This is a genomic window from Aurantimonas sp. E1-2-R+4, from assembly GCF_036549515.1.
Classification (GTDB): domain Bacteria; phylum Pseudomonadota; class Alphaproteobacteria; order Rhizobiales; family Rhizobiaceae; genus Aurantimonas; species Aurantimonas coralicida_A.
Genome location: NZ_JAZHLK010000006.1, coordinates 105,589 through 121,146 on the forward strand (window position 1 = coordinate 105,589; position 15,558 = coordinate 121,146).

The 15,558-nt window shown below is 64.5% G+C and carries 14 protein-coding genes; 3 read left to right on the forward strand and 11 right to left on the reverse strand.

Going from position 1 to position 15,558, the window contains the following annotated elements; translation table 11 throughout:
• Window positions 1-2: 2 nt before the first annotated feature.
• Together VQ045_RS04890 and VQ045_RS04895 are read right to left on the reverse strand one after the other, a co-directional pair.
• The gene (locus tag VQ045_RS04890) at window positions 3-1,376 is read right to left on the reverse strand and encodes an NAD(P)-dependent oxidoreductase (protein WP_331829335.1); all 1,374 of its coding nucleotides are present in this window, start codon (window positions 1,374-1,376) and stop codon (window positions 3-5) included.
• Window positions 1,377-1,554: 178 nt separating this feature from the next.
• Window positions 1,555-3,534 (reverse strand): CHASE domain-containing protein, encoded by a 1,980-nt coding sequence (locus tag VQ045_RS04895; RefSeq protein WP_442879824.1) that lies wholly within the window; start codon window positions 3,532-3,534, stop codon window positions 1,555-1,557.
• 520 nt (window positions 3,535-4,054) lie between these two features.
• Between VQ045_RS04895 and VQ045_RS04900 the strand changes: the two genes are divergently transcribed.
• Together VQ045_RS04900 and VQ045_RS04905 are read left to right on the forward strand one after the other, a co-directional pair.
• Window positions 4,055-4,702, forward strand: a complete 648-nt coding sequence (locus VQ045_RS04900) for an SCO family protein (protein WP_331829337.1) — start codon at window positions 4,055-4,057, stop codon at window positions 4,700-4,702.
• A gap of 33 nt (window positions 4,703-4,735) precedes the next feature.
• On the forward strand, window positions 4,736-5,605 hold the full coding sequence (locus tag VQ045_RS04905; protein WP_327647598.1) for a F510_1955 family glycosylhydrolase: 870 nt from the start codon (window positions 4,736-4,738) through the stop codon (window positions 5,603-5,605).
• Between the two features lie 94 nt (window positions 5,606-5,699).
• On the opposite strand, the gene VQ045_RS04910 is transcribed toward VQ045_RS04905, so the two are convergent.
• From VQ045_RS04910 to VQ045_RS04950, 9 genes are read right to left on the reverse strand one after another with little or no spacing between them, the layout of a single operon-like run.
• Window positions 5,700-6,485, reverse strand: a complete 786-nt coding sequence (locus VQ045_RS04910) for an SDR family NAD(P)-dependent oxidoreductase (protein ID WP_327622499.1) — start codon at window positions 6,483-6,485, stop codon at window positions 5,700-5,702.
• A 22-nt stretch (window positions 6,486-6,507) separates the two neighbouring features.
• Window positions 6,508-6,888 (reverse strand): DUF423 domain-containing protein, encoded by a 381-nt coding sequence (locus VQ045_RS04915; RefSeq protein WP_331829338.1) that lies wholly within the window; start codon window positions 6,886-6,888, stop codon window positions 6,508-6,510.
• Window positions 6,889-6,919: 31 nt separating this feature from the next.
• Window positions 6,920-7,321, reverse strand: a complete 402-nt coding sequence (mnhG, locus tag VQ045_RS04920; protein WP_327622501.1) for a monovalent cation/H(+) antiporter subunit G — start codon at window positions 7,319-7,321, stop codon at window positions 6,920-6,922.
• Window positions 7,318-7,674, reverse strand: a complete 357-nt coding sequence (locus tag VQ045_RS04925; protein WP_331829339.1) for a cation:proton antiporter — start codon at window positions 7,672-7,674, stop codon at window positions 7,318-7,320. The genes mnhG and VQ045_RS04925 overlap by 4 nt, the downstream gene beginning before the upstream one ends.
• The gene (locus VQ045_RS04930) at window positions 7,671-8,144 is read right to left on the reverse strand and encodes a Na+/H+ antiporter subunit E (protein WP_327622503.1); all 474 of its coding nucleotides are present in this window, start codon (window positions 8,142-8,144) and stop codon (window positions 7,671-7,673) included. The genes VQ045_RS04925 and VQ045_RS04930 overlap by 4 nt, the downstream gene beginning before the upstream one ends.
• A complete protein-coding gene (locus tag VQ045_RS04935) occupies window positions 8,141-9,823 on the reverse strand; it encodes a proton-conducting transporter transmembrane domain-containing protein (RefSeq protein WP_331829340.1) in 1,683 nt (560 codons plus the stop codon). Before VQ045_RS04935 ends, VQ045_RS04930 begins: the two co-directional genes overlap by 4 nt.
• A gap of 2 nt (window positions 9,824-9,825) precedes the next feature.
• Window positions 9,826-10,203: a Na+/H+ antiporter subunit C gene (locus VQ045_RS04940; protein WP_327622505.1), complete on the reverse strand. Its 378-nt coding sequence runs from the start codon at window positions 10,201-10,203 to the stop codon at window positions 9,826-9,828.
• Window positions 10,203-10,622, reverse strand: a complete 420-nt coding sequence (locus tag VQ045_RS04945) for a Na+/H+ antiporter subunit B (protein WP_206455351.1) — start codon at window positions 10,620-10,622, stop codon at window positions 10,203-10,205. The genes VQ045_RS04940 and VQ045_RS04945 overlap by 1 nt, the downstream gene beginning before the upstream one ends.
• Entirely contained in the window at window positions 10,619-12,976 is a 2,358-nt protein-coding gene (locus VQ045_RS04950; RefSeq protein ID WP_331829341.1) for a putative monovalent cation/H+ antiporter subunit A, read from the reverse strand. The genes VQ045_RS04945 and VQ045_RS04950 overlap by 4 nt, the downstream gene beginning before the upstream one ends.
• Window positions 12,977-13,402: 426 nt before the next feature.
• Here VQ045_RS04950 and VQ045_RS04955 point away from each other — a divergent pair, with 426 nt between their 5' ends.
• Window positions 13,403-15,514 (forward strand): S9 family peptidase, encoded by a 2,112-nt coding sequence (locus VQ045_RS04955; RefSeq protein ID WP_331829342.1) that lies wholly within the window; start codon window positions 13,403-13,405, stop codon window positions 15,512-15,514.
• Window positions 15,515-15,558: the final 44 nt, after the last annotated feature.

A 15,558-nucleotide genomic window follows, 5' to 3' on the forward strand; every position in this document is an offset into this window, starting at 1 on the left:
CCCTATGCCTTCGCGCCGACGAACGTCCGGTGGATCGCCTCAGCCGCCACCTTGCCATCCTCAACCGCAACCACGGTCAGGTCGTCGCCCCCCGAAATGCAGTCGCCGCCGGCCCATACGCCGGGCAGCGACGTGCGCCGGTCGGCATCGACCTTGATGCGGCCGAGCTCGAGCTGGATGCCTCCCCCTTCGCCATCGATACCATCCGGCAGGAAGCTCTGGCCGATCGCCTTGAAGACCTGGTCGGCTTCGAGCGTCACCGTCTCCCCCGTCCCCACCAGCCGGCCGTCCTCGGTGCGGGTCCGCTCCAGCTCGATCCCGGTGACATGGCCGCCCTCAGCCAGAATCCGCTTCGGCTGCAAATTGCAGCGGATCGCAATGCCGCGGGTCTGCGCGATCTCCTGCTCGTAGCGGGAAGCATTCATGGCTTCTTGGCCCCGACGATAGGCGATGGTCACCTCCTGGGCGCCGAGGCCCTTGGCTTGCACGGCCGCGTCGATCGCCGTCATGCCGCCGCCGATGACGACAACTCGGCGCCCGATCGGCAGCGAGGCGAGATCGGTGGTCTGGCGGAGTTCGGCAATCCAGGCGACGGCGTCGGCCGAACCCGCTTGGCTCTCGCCCTCGGTGCTGAGCGCGTTGACGCCGGCAAGGCCGAGGCCCAGAAAGACCGCGTCGAAGTCCCGGCGTAGGTCGGCGAGATGGATATCGCGGCCCAGCGCCTTGCCGGTTTCGAGCGAGATGCCGCCGATACCGAGGACGAAATCCACCTCGCGCTGAGCAAAGCCCTGCGTCGTCTTGTAGGCGGCGATGCCGTATTCGTTGAGACCGCCGGGTTTTTCGCGGGCATCGTAGAGCGTCACGTCATGGCCGTGCATGGCGAGGCGATGGGCGCAGGACAGGCCCGCCGGTCCCGCCCCGACGACGGCGATCCGCTTGCCCGTGGGCGCGGCACGGGTGAAGGGATGCTCACCCGTGTCCATCAAAATATCGGTGGCGAAGCGCTGCAGGAGCCCGATTTTGACCGGCTTGCCCTCGGCGATCTCGCGTACACAGACTTCCTCGCAAAGCGTCTCGGTGGGGCAAACGCGGGCGCACATGCCACCGAGAATGTTCGACGACAGGATTGTCTTGGCCGCGCCGGTCGGGTTGCCGGCTTGAATCTCGCGAATGAAAAGCGGAATGTCGATCGAGGTCGGGCAGGCTGTCATGCATGGCGCGTCGTAGCAAAAGTAACAGCGGTCGGCCTCGACCACTGCCTCGTGCGCCTCGAGCGGCGGGTGAAGATCGGAAAAATTCGCTTTCAACGTGTCGGCGTCGAGGCGCTTCGCGCCGATATCGGGCCGGATCGGTCGGGCTTCGTTCATCACGGACATTCCCTCCAGCCAGTCACCATCAGCGACCGCGCGAGAGGCGCCCTCCCCGGTCAGCCTGATCGAGAAAGAGAATGATCCGAGTTTTTCAGCAGGTCAAATTTTTTATCGTTTGGTCAAAAACATGAGCAAAACCTGCTGGCTTTCCGAAAGTGGCCGGCACCCGCGCGCAAGGTCCGTCTCACGCGGTCGTTTCAGCCTTGCGCAATGCCTCGTCCGGCCACGGGAAAGCGATCCGGATGCCGAGCCGATTCACCCCCGGCCGCCGTGTGATCGTACCGCCGAGTTCGCCGGTGACGTTGATGTCGATGAGACGGGTCCCGAAGCCGCTTCGCGGCGCCAGTGACGGAGTTTCGGCGATGNGCCGATTCACCCCCGGCCGCCGTGTGATCGTACCGCCGAGTTCGCCGGTGACGTTGATGTCGATGAGACGGGTCCCGAAGCCGCTTCGCGGCGCCAGTGACGGAGTTTCGGCGATGCCGAATTCGCACCAGTCAATCGTCACCTCGCCGCCCAAGAGCGCCCATCGAACCGAAAGGCTTCCGTGCAACGTAGCGAGGCCACCATATTTCAGCGCGTTGGTGGCCAGCTCATGGAAGGTCAGCCCCAACGCCTGGGCCTTCGTCTCGCTGACCTCGATGTCCGGTCCGCTGATATCGCAAGCTTCCAGCCGATCGCCGAACACCTGGCGCAGCTCTCCCGCCAAAAGATCGCCAATCTTGGCCCGCTTCCACTGCGAGCGGGTCAATATCTCCTGGGCCGACGCCATCGCGCCGAGCCGAGCCGCGTAGGACTCCAGAAAATCGTCCACCCCCTTGGCGCCGCGGGCGGTCTGGCGAGCAATCGCCAAGACCCGCGCGATCGAGTTCTTGATGCGATGGTTCATCTCCGACAGCATCAGATCCTTCTGGGCGAGATTGCGCTCGCTTTCGGCGTGCAGTGCCGCGACCGCTTCCGATCGTCGCGCCTGCGCCAAGGTCAGCAGCGCCAGAAGGACGGCGAGCAACAATCCCGCGAGCGCAAGGACAACCGCGGGAAGGACCGAGCCGATTCTCTGGAAATCAGCCGTGGGAGTCAGCCGGAAAATCCAGTCGCGACCCGCAACTTCGAGATTCCGCACCACCGCGAACTTCTCGTTGCGACTCGCGTCGGCATCGACGCGCGATGTGAATATCCGAGATCCTGGCGCCATCTCGCCGTCGAACGCCTCGACGAGCACCGGTAGGCGCGGGCTTTGCTGAAGCGCGGCGGAAAACAGATCGCCCAACCGGAAGGGCGCGTAGACGAAGCCTTGTGTCTCACCGACGGCGCCCGCCGCCTGCGCCGCTTCAGAGAAAAACGGCAGATAGATCAGAAAGCCGACCTGAGGGTTCTCGTCGATCTCCTGAACCAGGCTGACCGGAGCGGTAGCGCTCGCCTCGCCGGTGCTCGCCGCCCGCTGCATGGCTTCGCGGCGACTTGCGTCGGAAAACATATCATAGCCGAGCGCGGCGCGATTGCGTTCGTCCTGCGGCTCCAGCAGCACGATCGGAGTACGCTCGGTCTGGTCGGTCGCGGGCCAGATGTCGGCCACATCACCGTAATTCCTGCTCAGGGTTGCGCGGGCGGCCGCGTCGTCCTGCGTCGGGACGGTCAACGCGAAACCAACGCCCTGAATCCCGTCGAACCGTTCCGTCAGATCAACCTTGTCGAGGAATCGGGAGAATTTTTCCCGCCCGACCTGCTGACCCTCGACGACGAGAAAAGCGTGCGTGGCATGCAGCAGCGACAGATGCATCTGCAGACGGGCGGATATCCGCGCCATGGCATCGTCCGCGACGCCCACAAAGCGCAGACGATCGGCGTCGCCACTCGCCTTCCAGACATGGCCAGCCAGCGCGAGACCCAAGGTCGTCACGATGGCAAACGCCAAAACCGAAAGGATACGTGTCCTCAAGCAGAGCCGCCGTTCGATCGTTTCATGCTCCCCCGCTCCGGGCCATAGCAGTGCGCCTGCCATTTGTCTCGCTCGCAGACGACGGGCTTGAACAATGATGATTCGCCGTCCACCGGTGGACGGGCGCGGCGGCCGATACGGCAACATCGAACGCCGCCCGTGCCGGAGGCTGCCGACCGGCCAATTCAGGGGCGGAGTGGCTGCGGATCCGGCGTGCGTTGGCATCGGGCGCGCGAAGGGCTATATCGGCGTCATGTCGGCTCTTCGTCGGATCCTCGTCTTCACGCTTTTCCTGACCTTCGCGTTGGGAACGCCCGGCTATGGAATGCCGCCGGGCGACATGGCGGACAATGCCCTGACGGTCACGAGCGGCGCCACGACGCCGGATACATGCGACACGTGCGCGAATGACATGGCGAAATCGGTCTGCGTTTCTCCGTGCCTAGTCGTCGGCGTCCTGTCTTGTGCTGACGATTGTCTGCCGGCGGGGGCGGAAGAAGTTCCCGGTTGGATGCCCGAGCGGCCGACGCCCGACGCCATCGCCGCGCCAGACCCTTTCCCTCCTAAACTCTTCGCATAAGACGAAGCGATCGCCGCAGCCGCGGCGGTCGATGTCGACGCCCCGATGCGCCCGACGGCCCGCGATTTTCGTTGCCGTTCGGATCGTCGGCCCGACCTGATCCGGACATAGGAAACTCAGATGCGATCCATCCTTCGCCAAGCCCTGGCGGCAGGGCTTTTCGTCATGATGTCCGTGCCGCCTGCGGCAACCGCGCATTCATTGGACGATCTCCAGGCGCAACTCGGCGAGAACGAGCAATATTTTGAGCCGAGAAACGAGCCCGCTCCCGACTTTTCGCTTCAGGACGCGGCAGGAAATACGGTTCGCCTCAAGGATCTTCGTAACCAGGTCGTGGTGCTGAACTTCGTCTATACGCAGTGCCCGGATGTTTGCCCTCTTCATGCCGAGACGATCGCTCGCGTGCAGAAGATGGTGAACATCGCCCCCATGAAGGATCGCGTGACTTTCGTCACGGTAACCACCGATCCGGTCCGCGATACGCCCGATATTCTCCGAAGCTATGGCGATGATCATGGGCTTGATCCGGCAAACTGGCGGTTTCTCACCAGTGGACCGGAACGACCGGAACAGACTCGCAAGCTGGCGGAAGCCTTCGGTCACAAATTCAAAGTGACGGAGGATGGCCTTCAGCTCCACGGCATCGTTACCCACGTCATCGATCAGAACGGCGTTTGGCGAGGAAATTTTCACGGCCTGGCTTTCCAGCCGGTCAACCTCGTCAGCTTCGTCAACGCACTGACCAACGATCGGGATTTGCATGACAAGCCCGCCGATCCTTCCTGGTGGACGACGTTTCGTTCGCTGTTCTGACCTCATCCCCCTGCAACTCGAATAGGAACTCCAATGAAAAACCGTACGACATCATTCCTCGCCATGGGCGCTCTCGCCGCCGTGGCCGTGGCAGGCTCCGGTTGGTCGAGCAGCCAGGCCCAGAGCATGCCAATCGCCGAGGTCTCACATATCCATGGCATTGCCGTGAATCTGTCCGACCCGTCCCGGCTTTACCTGGCAACCCACGACGGTGTGTTCCTTACCTCTCCCGACGGCACGGCCGAGAAGGTATCGAGCAACACAGACGACTATATGAGCTTCACCTCGCATCCCTCCGACGCGAACACCTTCTTCGCGAGCGGTCACCCAAAAACAGGCGGAAATTCGGGCTTTCTCGTATCGCGTGACGGCACGAGTTCCTGGGAACAGGTCTCCCCTGGCGTCAACGGGCCGGTCGACTTCCACGCCATGACCGTCAGCCCCGCCGATCCGAACGTGCTCTACGGCCTTTACGGCGAGATCCAGACAAGCGCGGATGGCGGCAAGACCTGGGAGGTGGTCGGCGCACCGCCCGCCGACATCTATGGCTTGGCGGCGTCGGTCTCAGATCCGAAAACGGTCTACGCGGCCACCGGCCAGGGCGTAATGGTCAGCCGCGATGGCGCCAAGACCTGGGAGCCGAGCGGGCCTGCCGGACAGCCGGCGAGTTTCGTCAAAGCAGCCCCGGACGGAACCGTCTATGCCTTCGTGGTCGGCTCCGGTCTGGTCAAGCTGGCGAAATCCGCAAGCGAGTGGGAGCCGATCACCGACCGTTTCGGGAACCGTATCCTCATCCACTTCGCCGCCGATCCGAGCAATCCCGACAATCTGTTCGCTGTCACCCAGCAGAGCGAAGTGATCGTCAGCAATGACGGCGGCAAGAGCTGGAAGCCGCTCGGCTGAACCAGCCCCCCAAGCCGCCGGACGATTCACGGCGGCTAGGCTGCGTCCGCCGGGCGGCCGAGGAAAATGGCGGAGCGCTCGCGGGCGCTCCGCCTCAGCCCATGAACTGACCGCCATTCACCTCGATCACCTGGCCGGTGATGTAGCCTGACAGCTCCGGGCTGGCGAGAAACAGATACGCCGGCGCGCAATCCTCGGCGGTGCCAAGGCGCTGCATCGGAATCGTCGCGGCTGTCGCCTCCAGCTTTTCCGGCGTCGAATAGCGGCGATGGAAGTCGGTCATGATCGTGCCGGGCGAAACGGCATTGACGCGGATGTTGTCCGGCGCGAGTTCCTTGGCGAGTGCCCGTGTCCAAGTCGAGATGAAGGCCTTGGAGGCCGAATAGAGCGATGAGCCCGGGCTGCCGCCGATGGTCGCCGCGACCGACGATGTGTTGACGATCGCGGGAGCTTCGGCGGCCTTCAGCGCCGGAAGGAGCTTCGTCGTCAACGCCACGACGGATCGGACGTTCAAGTCGAGGACGTGATCGTATTGCGCCCGGTCGACGTCTCCCGCCGCCACCCGGCCGCCCATCGTGCCGGCATTGTTGACGAGAACGTCGATCCGGCCGCCGACTTTGGCGAGGATCGCCTCAGCCAGGCGCTCGCCCCCCTCCGGGTCGGCAAGATCGGCGGTCAGCAGCGTCAAACGCTTGCGATCCTCTGCCGGTAAATTCGCGAGCAAGTCCTTTTCCGCATGTTCCAGACTGCGTCCCGCATGGGCAACGACATCGGCGCCCGCAGCGAGAAACGCCCGCGTGGCCGCCGCGCCAATGCCGCGTCCCGCACCGGTGATGACGACGGTCTTTCGGGCAAAGAGCGCTCGATCGAAACCATTCATGGGGATTCCTCCAATTTCGATTTCATAGTGCCGGCGGCGTCGACCGCTGCCGTGCCATTCCCACAGCGATACCAGCGATTGCCGTCACCAGCCACGCCCCGATCAGGATCAGACCTCCGAGCGGCGCGGCATTGGCGAACAACCGCTCGCTCCACACGACCCGCGCCGCCAGATCGCCGGAAAACAACAGCGTTCCGGCGATGGTCAGCATCCCCGCAATGGCCGACAGGTGCGGCATCATCGGCCGCAACACAGCCAGCGCCAGCAATGCCGGCGCGTGAACCAGCGCGATCGCCGCCGCGATGGCGACAAGCCGTGTGTCGCCGCCATGGGCGGCCAAGGCGGCGCCGGCCACTCCGGCCGCGCCGAAGAGGCCCGCAAAGACGATCAGCAGCGCCGTCACGCGGCGGCATCCGTCGAGCGACCGAGCGGCATCATTGGCTCTCGCCGACGCTGGTGACCGGGCCTTGCGGCGGTGGCGCTTTCGCGACTCCCAAGGTCGGATCGACAGGAGGCATCTCGTCGAGGACGGAGCCCTCCCACATCCGATAGCCCACCGAATAGGAGGCCTTGGCCAGGAGATGGGCCGAGATTGGCGCGGTCAACAGGAAGAACACTACGGCGGCGAGCGCCCTGAGCACGACCGGCGTCTCGTCCGCGGTGATTGCGAGGGCGATCAGCAGCATGGCCGAGCCGACCGAGCCCGCCTTCGAGGCGGCGTGCATCCGCGTGTAGATATCCGGCAAACGCAGAATGCCGAGCGCGGCAACGGCAGCGAAAGCGGAGCCGGCAAGGATCAGGAGACTAGCGATGATGGTCGAGATGTCCGCGATCATGTCTTTTCGCCCGCTCTGGCCACATTCGCGGCGGCGCGCAACTGCTCCACCCGCTCTTCCTCGGTCTTGCCTCGAGCCATGATGAACCGCGCCAACGCGACGGTCGCGAGAAAGCCGACGAGGCCGAGGGCGATCGCGATATCGATGTAGAGTGTGAAGCCGGTGTCGATGCCGATGACCGCGATGAAGCCGATTGCGACGCTGGTCAGCATGTCGAGGCCGAGCACCCGGTCGGGCAGCGTCGGCCCCATGACGATCCGGGTCACGGTGATCAGAAAGGCCGCACTGAGTAACACCAGGGCGACAGAGAGCGAAATATCGAGAGACCACCGGGCGAATTCGTGAAGGCTCATCGAAACGCCTCCAGGATCTTGCGCTCGAAACCGCCGGCGATATCCGCCTTCGTGGCTTCGGGATCGGAGCAGTCGATCGCGTGGACATAGAGGGTGGAGCGATCCTCCGAGACGTCGACGGACAGGGTGCCGGGCGTCAGGGTGATCATGTTGGCCAGGAGCGTGATCTCGAAGTCGCGGTCGACCTTCAGCGGATAAGCGAAGATGCCGGGCTTGAGGTCGGGCTTCGGTGTCAGCACCAGCACGGCCACCCGCCAGGCGGACATCAGCAGTTCATAGACGAACAGCAGGAACAGCGTGAGGATGCGGCCGGCCCGGCCGACATAGCCGACGGTGCCGACCTGCTCGCGGATCAGATACAGCGCCGCCGCGCCCAGCACGAAGCCGAAGACGAGGTTGAGCAGGGTGAACGAGCCCGAGATGATGACCCAGATCAGTGCCAGGATGAGGTTGAAGAGCGAGAGCCTCACGATCCGCCTCCGAAGACCGAGGAGAGATAGGCCGCGGGATCGATGACGCCCGCCGCCGCGCCGTCGGTCAGCCGCGCCAACCACTCCGGCCAGACGCCGGCGGCGATGACGAAGCTGATGAGCCCGAGCATCGGGACCAGCGATAGCGCCCTGCCCGGCCCGGGCGCCTGGAACGTCTCGGCTTCGATGCGCGCGGCCTCGCTCTCGCTGGCCGCCGACTGGATCGCGGGCAGCGGTCGCCAGAAGGCCAGCGCGAACACACGCGCGCTGGCGATGGTCATCAGGAAGCCGGACACAAGGATGGTGGCGGCCAGCCAAGGCATGTCGGCGGTGATCGTGGCGCGGACCAGCGCGACCTTCGGCCAGAAACCGGAAAAGGGCGGTAGGCCGGAGACGGCGAATAGCAGCACCAGCACCAGCGCCGCGAACAGCGGGTGGCGGCGCCATAGTCCGCCCATCTCCGCCAGCGATGAGGATCCGGCCAGATACGCCGCGGTTCCGGCCGCCAGATAAAGCCCGGTCATGACGACGATCGAGTGAAGGGCGTAATAGATCGAGCCGGACAGCCCGGTCTGAAGCACCGCAGCCGCCGGCGCCGCGACCGACTGCGCCGCCGTCGCCGGATCGGCCACCGAAAGAGCGCTGGAAACAGCGGTCATCGAGGGCACCGCCAGCCCCGCGAGAATCGTGCCAATGCCGGCGATGACGACGTAGTTCAGCAGCCGCCGGAGATCGGTCTGCGCCAGCGCGCCGAGTGCCCCGACGAGCATGGTCAACCCCGCGATCCAGGCGATTACCGATGCGAGGCCGGCCCGCTCCGGCGGAAACAGCATCAGCAGCACGCGGATCATCGCGTAGACGCCGACCTTGGTCAAAAGACCGGCGAACAGCGCCGACACCACGAAGCGCGGCGTGTGGTAAGAAGCGGGCAGCCAGGAGTTGAGCGGAAACGCCGCGGCCTTGAGCGAGAACGCCACCAGATAGAGCACCGCGAGGGTGTAGACTGCGCCATCATCCGGCATCGCGGCGGCCTTTGTGGCGATATCGGCCATGTTGAGCGTGCCGAAGATGCCATAGAGATAACCGGTGGCGATCAGGAACAGCGTCGTGCCGACGAGATTGAGCATGCAGTATTTCGTCGCGCCGTCGAGCTGTTCGTGCTCGGAGCCGAGGATCAACAGCCCGAACGAGCCGATCAGAAGCACCTCGAACCAGACATAGAGGTTGAAGATGTCGCCGGTCAAAAAGGCGCCTGAGACACCGCCCATCATCAGGAACAAAAACGGATAGAAGCCGTAGCGCCGTTCCGTCGCGCTGATCGAGGCCACGGCGTAGATCGCACAGGCGAGCGCCACGAAACCGGCGACGCTGACGAACAGCGCGCCCATCAGATCGACCGTGAAAGCAATGCCGAAGGGCGGTTTCCAGCCGCTCATCATCATCGTCTGCGGCCCCTCTGCGGCGACCTTGACGAGGAGCGCGACGTCGATGCCGAAGAGCAGCACGAAGCCGGGGATCGCGAGCCACGGATGCCAGTCGATGCGTTTCCGCAGCATCAGGAGACCCGCTCCGAAAATGAAGCAGGTGACGACCGGCAACACGATGAGATAGTCGGACGCCGCGACCGCGCCCTTCACCATGGCTTCGACCTTGAGGACCTCGATGTTTCCGATAGCCATGGTCAGTAGCCGAGGGGCGGCAGCCCCTGGTCCTTGGGTTCGGCGAGGCGCATCTCGTCGGTGTTGTCGGTGTTGAGATCCTGATAGGCGCGATAGGCCAGCACCAGCAGGAAGGAGAAGAAGGAGAAGGAGATCACGATCGCGGTCAGGATCAGCGCCTGCGGCAGCGGGTTGGCGATCGCGCTTTCCGGTATCTTGAGATCATCCGGAATGATCGGCGGCGCGATCGGTCCGATGCGCCCGGCGGTGAAGATCAACAGATTGACGCCGTTGCCGAGCAGGACGACGCCGAGCAGCATGCGGATGATGTGCTTCGACAAGAGCAGATAGAGCGATGTGCCGAACAGGCAGGCGACGACGAAGCTGAGCGCGGTTTCCATCAGTCGCTCTCCCTCTCTTCGAGGGCCAGGGCGATGGAACTGATCGCGCCGACGACGACGAGATAGACGCCGATGTCGAAGAACAGCGGCGTCGACAGGCCGACATCGCCGCCGAGGATCGCCGGAAACGCCCACAGGCCGGTCAGAAACTTGGCGCCGACGAACAGCGACGCCACGCCGGACAAGACCGCCATCATCAGGCCGCTCGCCGCGATCGCCATCGGGTGGAAATACAAAGCCCGGCGGACCGGCGCGACGCCGCAGGCGATGCCGTAGATGGCGAAAGCCGACGCGGCGATCAGCCCGCCGATAAAGCCGCCACCTGGCTCGTTGTGCCCGCGCAGCAGCACGAAGATCGAAAACAACACCATCAAGGTCGTCAGATAGGGGATGGTGAAACGGAAGATGACCGTCCTCATGGCGTCTGCTCCGTCGGATCGGGGTAGCGCTCGCCCTTGCGCCCGACCCTGACGCGGATCAGCGCCAGGATGGCCAGGCCCGCCGTCATGACGACGGCGATCTCGCCCATCGTGTCGATGCCGCGGAAGTCGACGAGGATGACGTTCACGATGTTGCGCCCGTGGGCGATGGTGTAGCTGTAGCGCTCGAAGAAATCCGACAGCGAGGCGTCGAAGGGGCGCTGGGTCACCGCCAGCAGGAACAGGCCGAAGCCGGCCCCGCCAGCGATGGCCAGAACGGCGTCCGGCAGGGACTCGCGCAGCGGCCGGTGATCCGCCGCGGACAGCCGCAGCCGGGTCATCACCAGGGCCAGGATGACCACCGACAGCGTTTCGACCATGAATTGCGTGAAGGACAGATCCGGCGCGCCGAGCAGCATGAAGATCAGCGCCACAGCGAAGCCCTGAATGCCCAGCGAGACGATGGCGGTCAGGCGGTTCTTGGCGATGACAACGGCAAAGATGCCGAGGATCACGAGCCCGAGGACGGTCCACTCGTAGAAGGCCAGAGTGGGGAAGTCCGGCATGGCCGGAAAGGCGTCCATATAGATCATCGGCCCGAATAGGGCCGCGATGATCAGCACGACGGTGACCGTCATGTAGATGTCGAGACGGCCCGATTGCAGGAAATTGGTGATCGCGAAGGCCCCGCGCAACAGCCCCCGCATCGCCTGGTCGAACCCCTTGTCCGGGCCCCATCCGATCGCGGCGAGAAGATTTGCCAGGCCGGAGCGGAGCTGCGCCGCGAAAGCATACAGCACGATGCCGAGCGCGATGGTCAGCAGCGACAGCATGAAGGCAAGGTTCAGATGCGGCACCCAGCCGATTTCGATCGCGACCGGCTCACCCAGCGCGGCCGAGGCCATCGGGCTGGAGAAATAATCATGATAGGCGCCATAGAACAGCGCACCGAGAAGACCGAGGACGCCGAGGGTCAGGGGACCGAGCCAGATCGTCGCAGCCCCCTCGTGAGGATGATGGATCGTCTCCGGCATCCGGCCGACGAACGGCTTCAGCGCCACGACGAAGGCGGCCGCGAACATCAGCGCGTTGCCGGCGATCGCCGCGACCATCAGCGCGATGTGATAGGCATCGCCCTGTTCGAGGGCATAATAGATCTCCTCCTTGGCGAGGAAGCCGACGAAGGGCGTGATCCCGCCCATCGACAGGGCGCAGAGCATCGCCGCGGTGAAGGTGATCGGCATCGCCCGGCCGAGCCCGCCGAGACGATCGATCTCGCGCGTATGCGCCCCGTGGTCGATCGATCCGGCGACCATGAACAGGCCGCCCTTGAACAGCGAATGGGCGATCAGATAGAGCACCGCGCCGGTGATCGCGGCCTCGGTTCCGACGCCGATCAGCATGACCAGAAGACCAAGCGAGGCAACGGTCGTATAGGCGAGCGTGATCTTGATGTCGCTGGCGCGAATCGCCAGCAGCGCCCCGACGACCAGCGTCACCGAGCCGAACAGCGGCAGGATCGTCGTCCACAGCGCGGTATCGCCCAACGCCGGATGGAAGCGCAGCAACAGATAGACGCCGGCTTTCACCATCGTGGCCGAATGCAGATAGGCCGAGACCGGTGTCGGCGCTTCCATGGCGTTGGGCAGCCAGACGTGGAACGGCATCTGCGCCGATTTGGTGAAAGCACCGGCGAGCACGAGAATCAGGATCGGCACGTAAAAAGCGCTGTCGCGTAACGCGTCGCCGGCGGCGAGCACGTCGCTCATCGAGGACAGGCCGAGCAGCTCGCGGATCACGATCAGGCCGGCGAGCAACGCCAGCCCGCCGCCGCCAGTGATCACCAGCGCCTGAATCGCGCCGCGCCGCGCCGCCTCGCGATGGTGATCGAAGCCGATCAACAGGAACGAGGTGATCGACGTCAGTTCCCAATAGACGAACAGGGTGATGAGATCGTCGGCCACGACGAGCCCCAGCATCGCCCCCATGAACATCAGGATGAATGAGAAAAAGCGGCCCTGGTCCTTATGGCCGGCCAAATAACCGCCGGAATAGAGCACGATCAGCGTGCCGATGCCGGTGATCAGGAGCGCGAAGGTCGAGGACAGGCCGTCGATCCGGAAGGAAAACCGCACGTCGAACGATGGGATCCAGTCGAACCCGAACAGCAGTACGTTGCCGTCGGCGACGGCCGGCAGCGCCTGCAGGAAGAACAGGAAGGCGAGTGCCGGGGCGAGTGCCAGCGGCCAGCAGGCGTGCTGCTTGAAAAGACGGGTGAGGATCGGAGCCAAAGCCGCGGCGATGAACGGCAGGGCAAGCGCCAAAAATCCTGTCGTTGCCTCGATACCCGTCATCCGCGGCGCGTACTCCATCCCTCGCCTGTCGCCACCTCGCATTCGCGACGCGCCGTCCCGACTCCCTCATACGGAGAGCAGCCTTTGTGGGCAAGACTGGTTCGCCCGAAGCCTGATCCGCACCCCGTTTCTAGTATAGTGGTATGCCATACGCCACAGAAAATATCCGTGCAGCACGCGAAAAGTGTGACCCTGCCGGTATCGCATAGGCGTCAGTGATTCGGCCCGCCGACCTCGCACCCTTGGCGCCGCTGCCCACCCGGCCACGGATCGACGGCCCCGGATGGGACACGGTGCGTCAAGTCATTGGGCAACCCACGCCGCGTGCGGTTTGGCCTCTACGTCATTCTTCGCTACTATTGCGCGAAACGTCGTCCTCTTTTTCCAGCGTTCGATTCTCCCAGCCCTTCCCGCAAGTCAGGCCTGATGACAAACTCCTCCACAGCCGAATTGAAACCCACTCCCCCCCTCGCCGAGCGGCGCCCCCGGACCGACGTCCGGCATGGCCGCGAGCGCTCCGACGACTACGCATGGCTGCGGGCCGACAATTGGCAGGATGTGTTCAAGGATACGAGCGTCCTGGATAGCGAAATCCGCGAACATCTCATTGCCGAGAATGCCTATCAGCAGGAGGTGATGGCCGGCACCGAGGCGCTCCGCGGAGCGCTCGTCAAGGAAATGCGCGGGCGAATCAAGGAGGATGATTCGTCGGTGCCCGCCCCGGAGGGAGAATGGGCCTACGGCGCTTCCTTCGAGACCGGAGCGGAATATCCGCGCTTCATCCGGCGTCCCCGCTTCGGCACCGCGGCTCAAGAGACGGTGCTTCTCGACGGGCAGGCGGAGGCCGCCGATCGCGCCTATTTCTCGCTCGGTGGCGTCAGCCACTCGACCAACCATCGCTGGCTCGCCTGGACCTGTGACGACAAGGGGTCGGAATTCTACACCGTCTCGATCCGCGACATGGAGACCGGTGAGGACCTGCCGCTGCGGATCGAGGACACCAGCGGCGGCACGGTCTGGTCGGCCCGCTCGAAGGGCTTCTTCTATACGCGCCTCGACTCCAACCATCGTCCGAGCCGGGTCTATTTCCATCGCCTGGGAACCGACCCGCTCGACGACGCGCTGATCTACGAGGAGACCGACACCGGCTTCTTCATGGGCGTCGACAAGACCCAGTCGGGCGAATTCGTTGTCATCGACATTCACGACCACGAAACCTCCGAATGCTGGCTGATTCCCGCCAACAACGCGGCGGCCGAACCCCGCCTGCTGGCGCCGCGCGAAACCGGCATCGAATACAGCGTCGACGAGGGCAACGGCACCCTTTACATCCTGACCAATTGTGACGACGCTCGGGATTTCAAGATCGTCACGGCGCCGACCGACGCATCACGGCGCTCGGACTGGACCGATTTCGTCGCGCATGAAGATGGCCGTCTCATCCTCGGCCACATGGTGCTCAAGCGTCACCTGATCTGGCTCGAACGTCGGGACGGCCTGCCGCGGATCGTCGTCAAGCGGCTGTCGGACGGCGAGGAGCATGCGATCGCCTTCGAAGAGGAAGCCTATTCGCTCGGGCTGGCCGGCACGTACGAGTTCGACACCGACGCCATCCGTTTCACCTATTCGTCGCTGACGACGCCGAACCAGACCTTCGACTACGATGTCGAGACCCGCGAGCGCACTCTGCTGAAGACGCAGGAGGTTCCCTCCGGCCACGACCCGGCCGACTACGTGACCCGGCGCATCTTCGCGCCGGCCAAGGACGGCGAACTGGTGCCGATCTCGCTGCTCTACCATAAGGATACACCGCTCGACGGCACCGCGCCCTGCCTGCTCTACGGCTATGGCTCCTATGGCATCGCCATCCCCGCCAGCTTCAGCACCAATGCGCTGTCGCTGGTCGATCGCGGCTTCGTCTACGCCATCGCCCATATCCGCGGCGGCAAGGACAAGGGCTTTGCCTGGTACGATGCCGGGCGGCGGCGCAACAAGGCCAACACGTTCACCGATTTCATCGCCTGCGCCGACCACCTCGTCGCCGAAAATTACACCCGGCATGAGCGGATCGTCGCCAATGGCGGCTCGGCCGGCGGCATGCTGATGGGCGCCGTCGCCAACATGGCGCCGGACAAATTCGGCGGCATCATCGCCGTGGTGCCCTTCGTCGACGTGCTCAACACCATGCTCGACGACACGCTGCCACTGACGCCGCCGGAATGGCCCGAATGGGGCAATCCGATCCTGTCGGGCGAGGACTACGAGATCATCGCGTCCTACAGCCCCTACGATAACGTCAAGCGGCAGGCCTATCCGCCGATGCTGGTACTGGCCGGGCTCACCGATCCGCGCGTCACCTATTGGGAGCCGGCCAAGTGGGTGGCGCGGCTACGCGAGGTGAAGACCGACGACAATCCGGTCATCCTGCGCACCAACATGGATTCGGGCCATGGCGGCGCCTCCGGCCGCTTCTCCAAGCTGGAGGAAGTGGCCTATATCCACGCCTTCGCGCTCAAGCTGATGGGCAAGGACGGGTAGTCCGCCGCCGCCCCACGATCAGGCGCGCGCCGGAACTGTCCGGG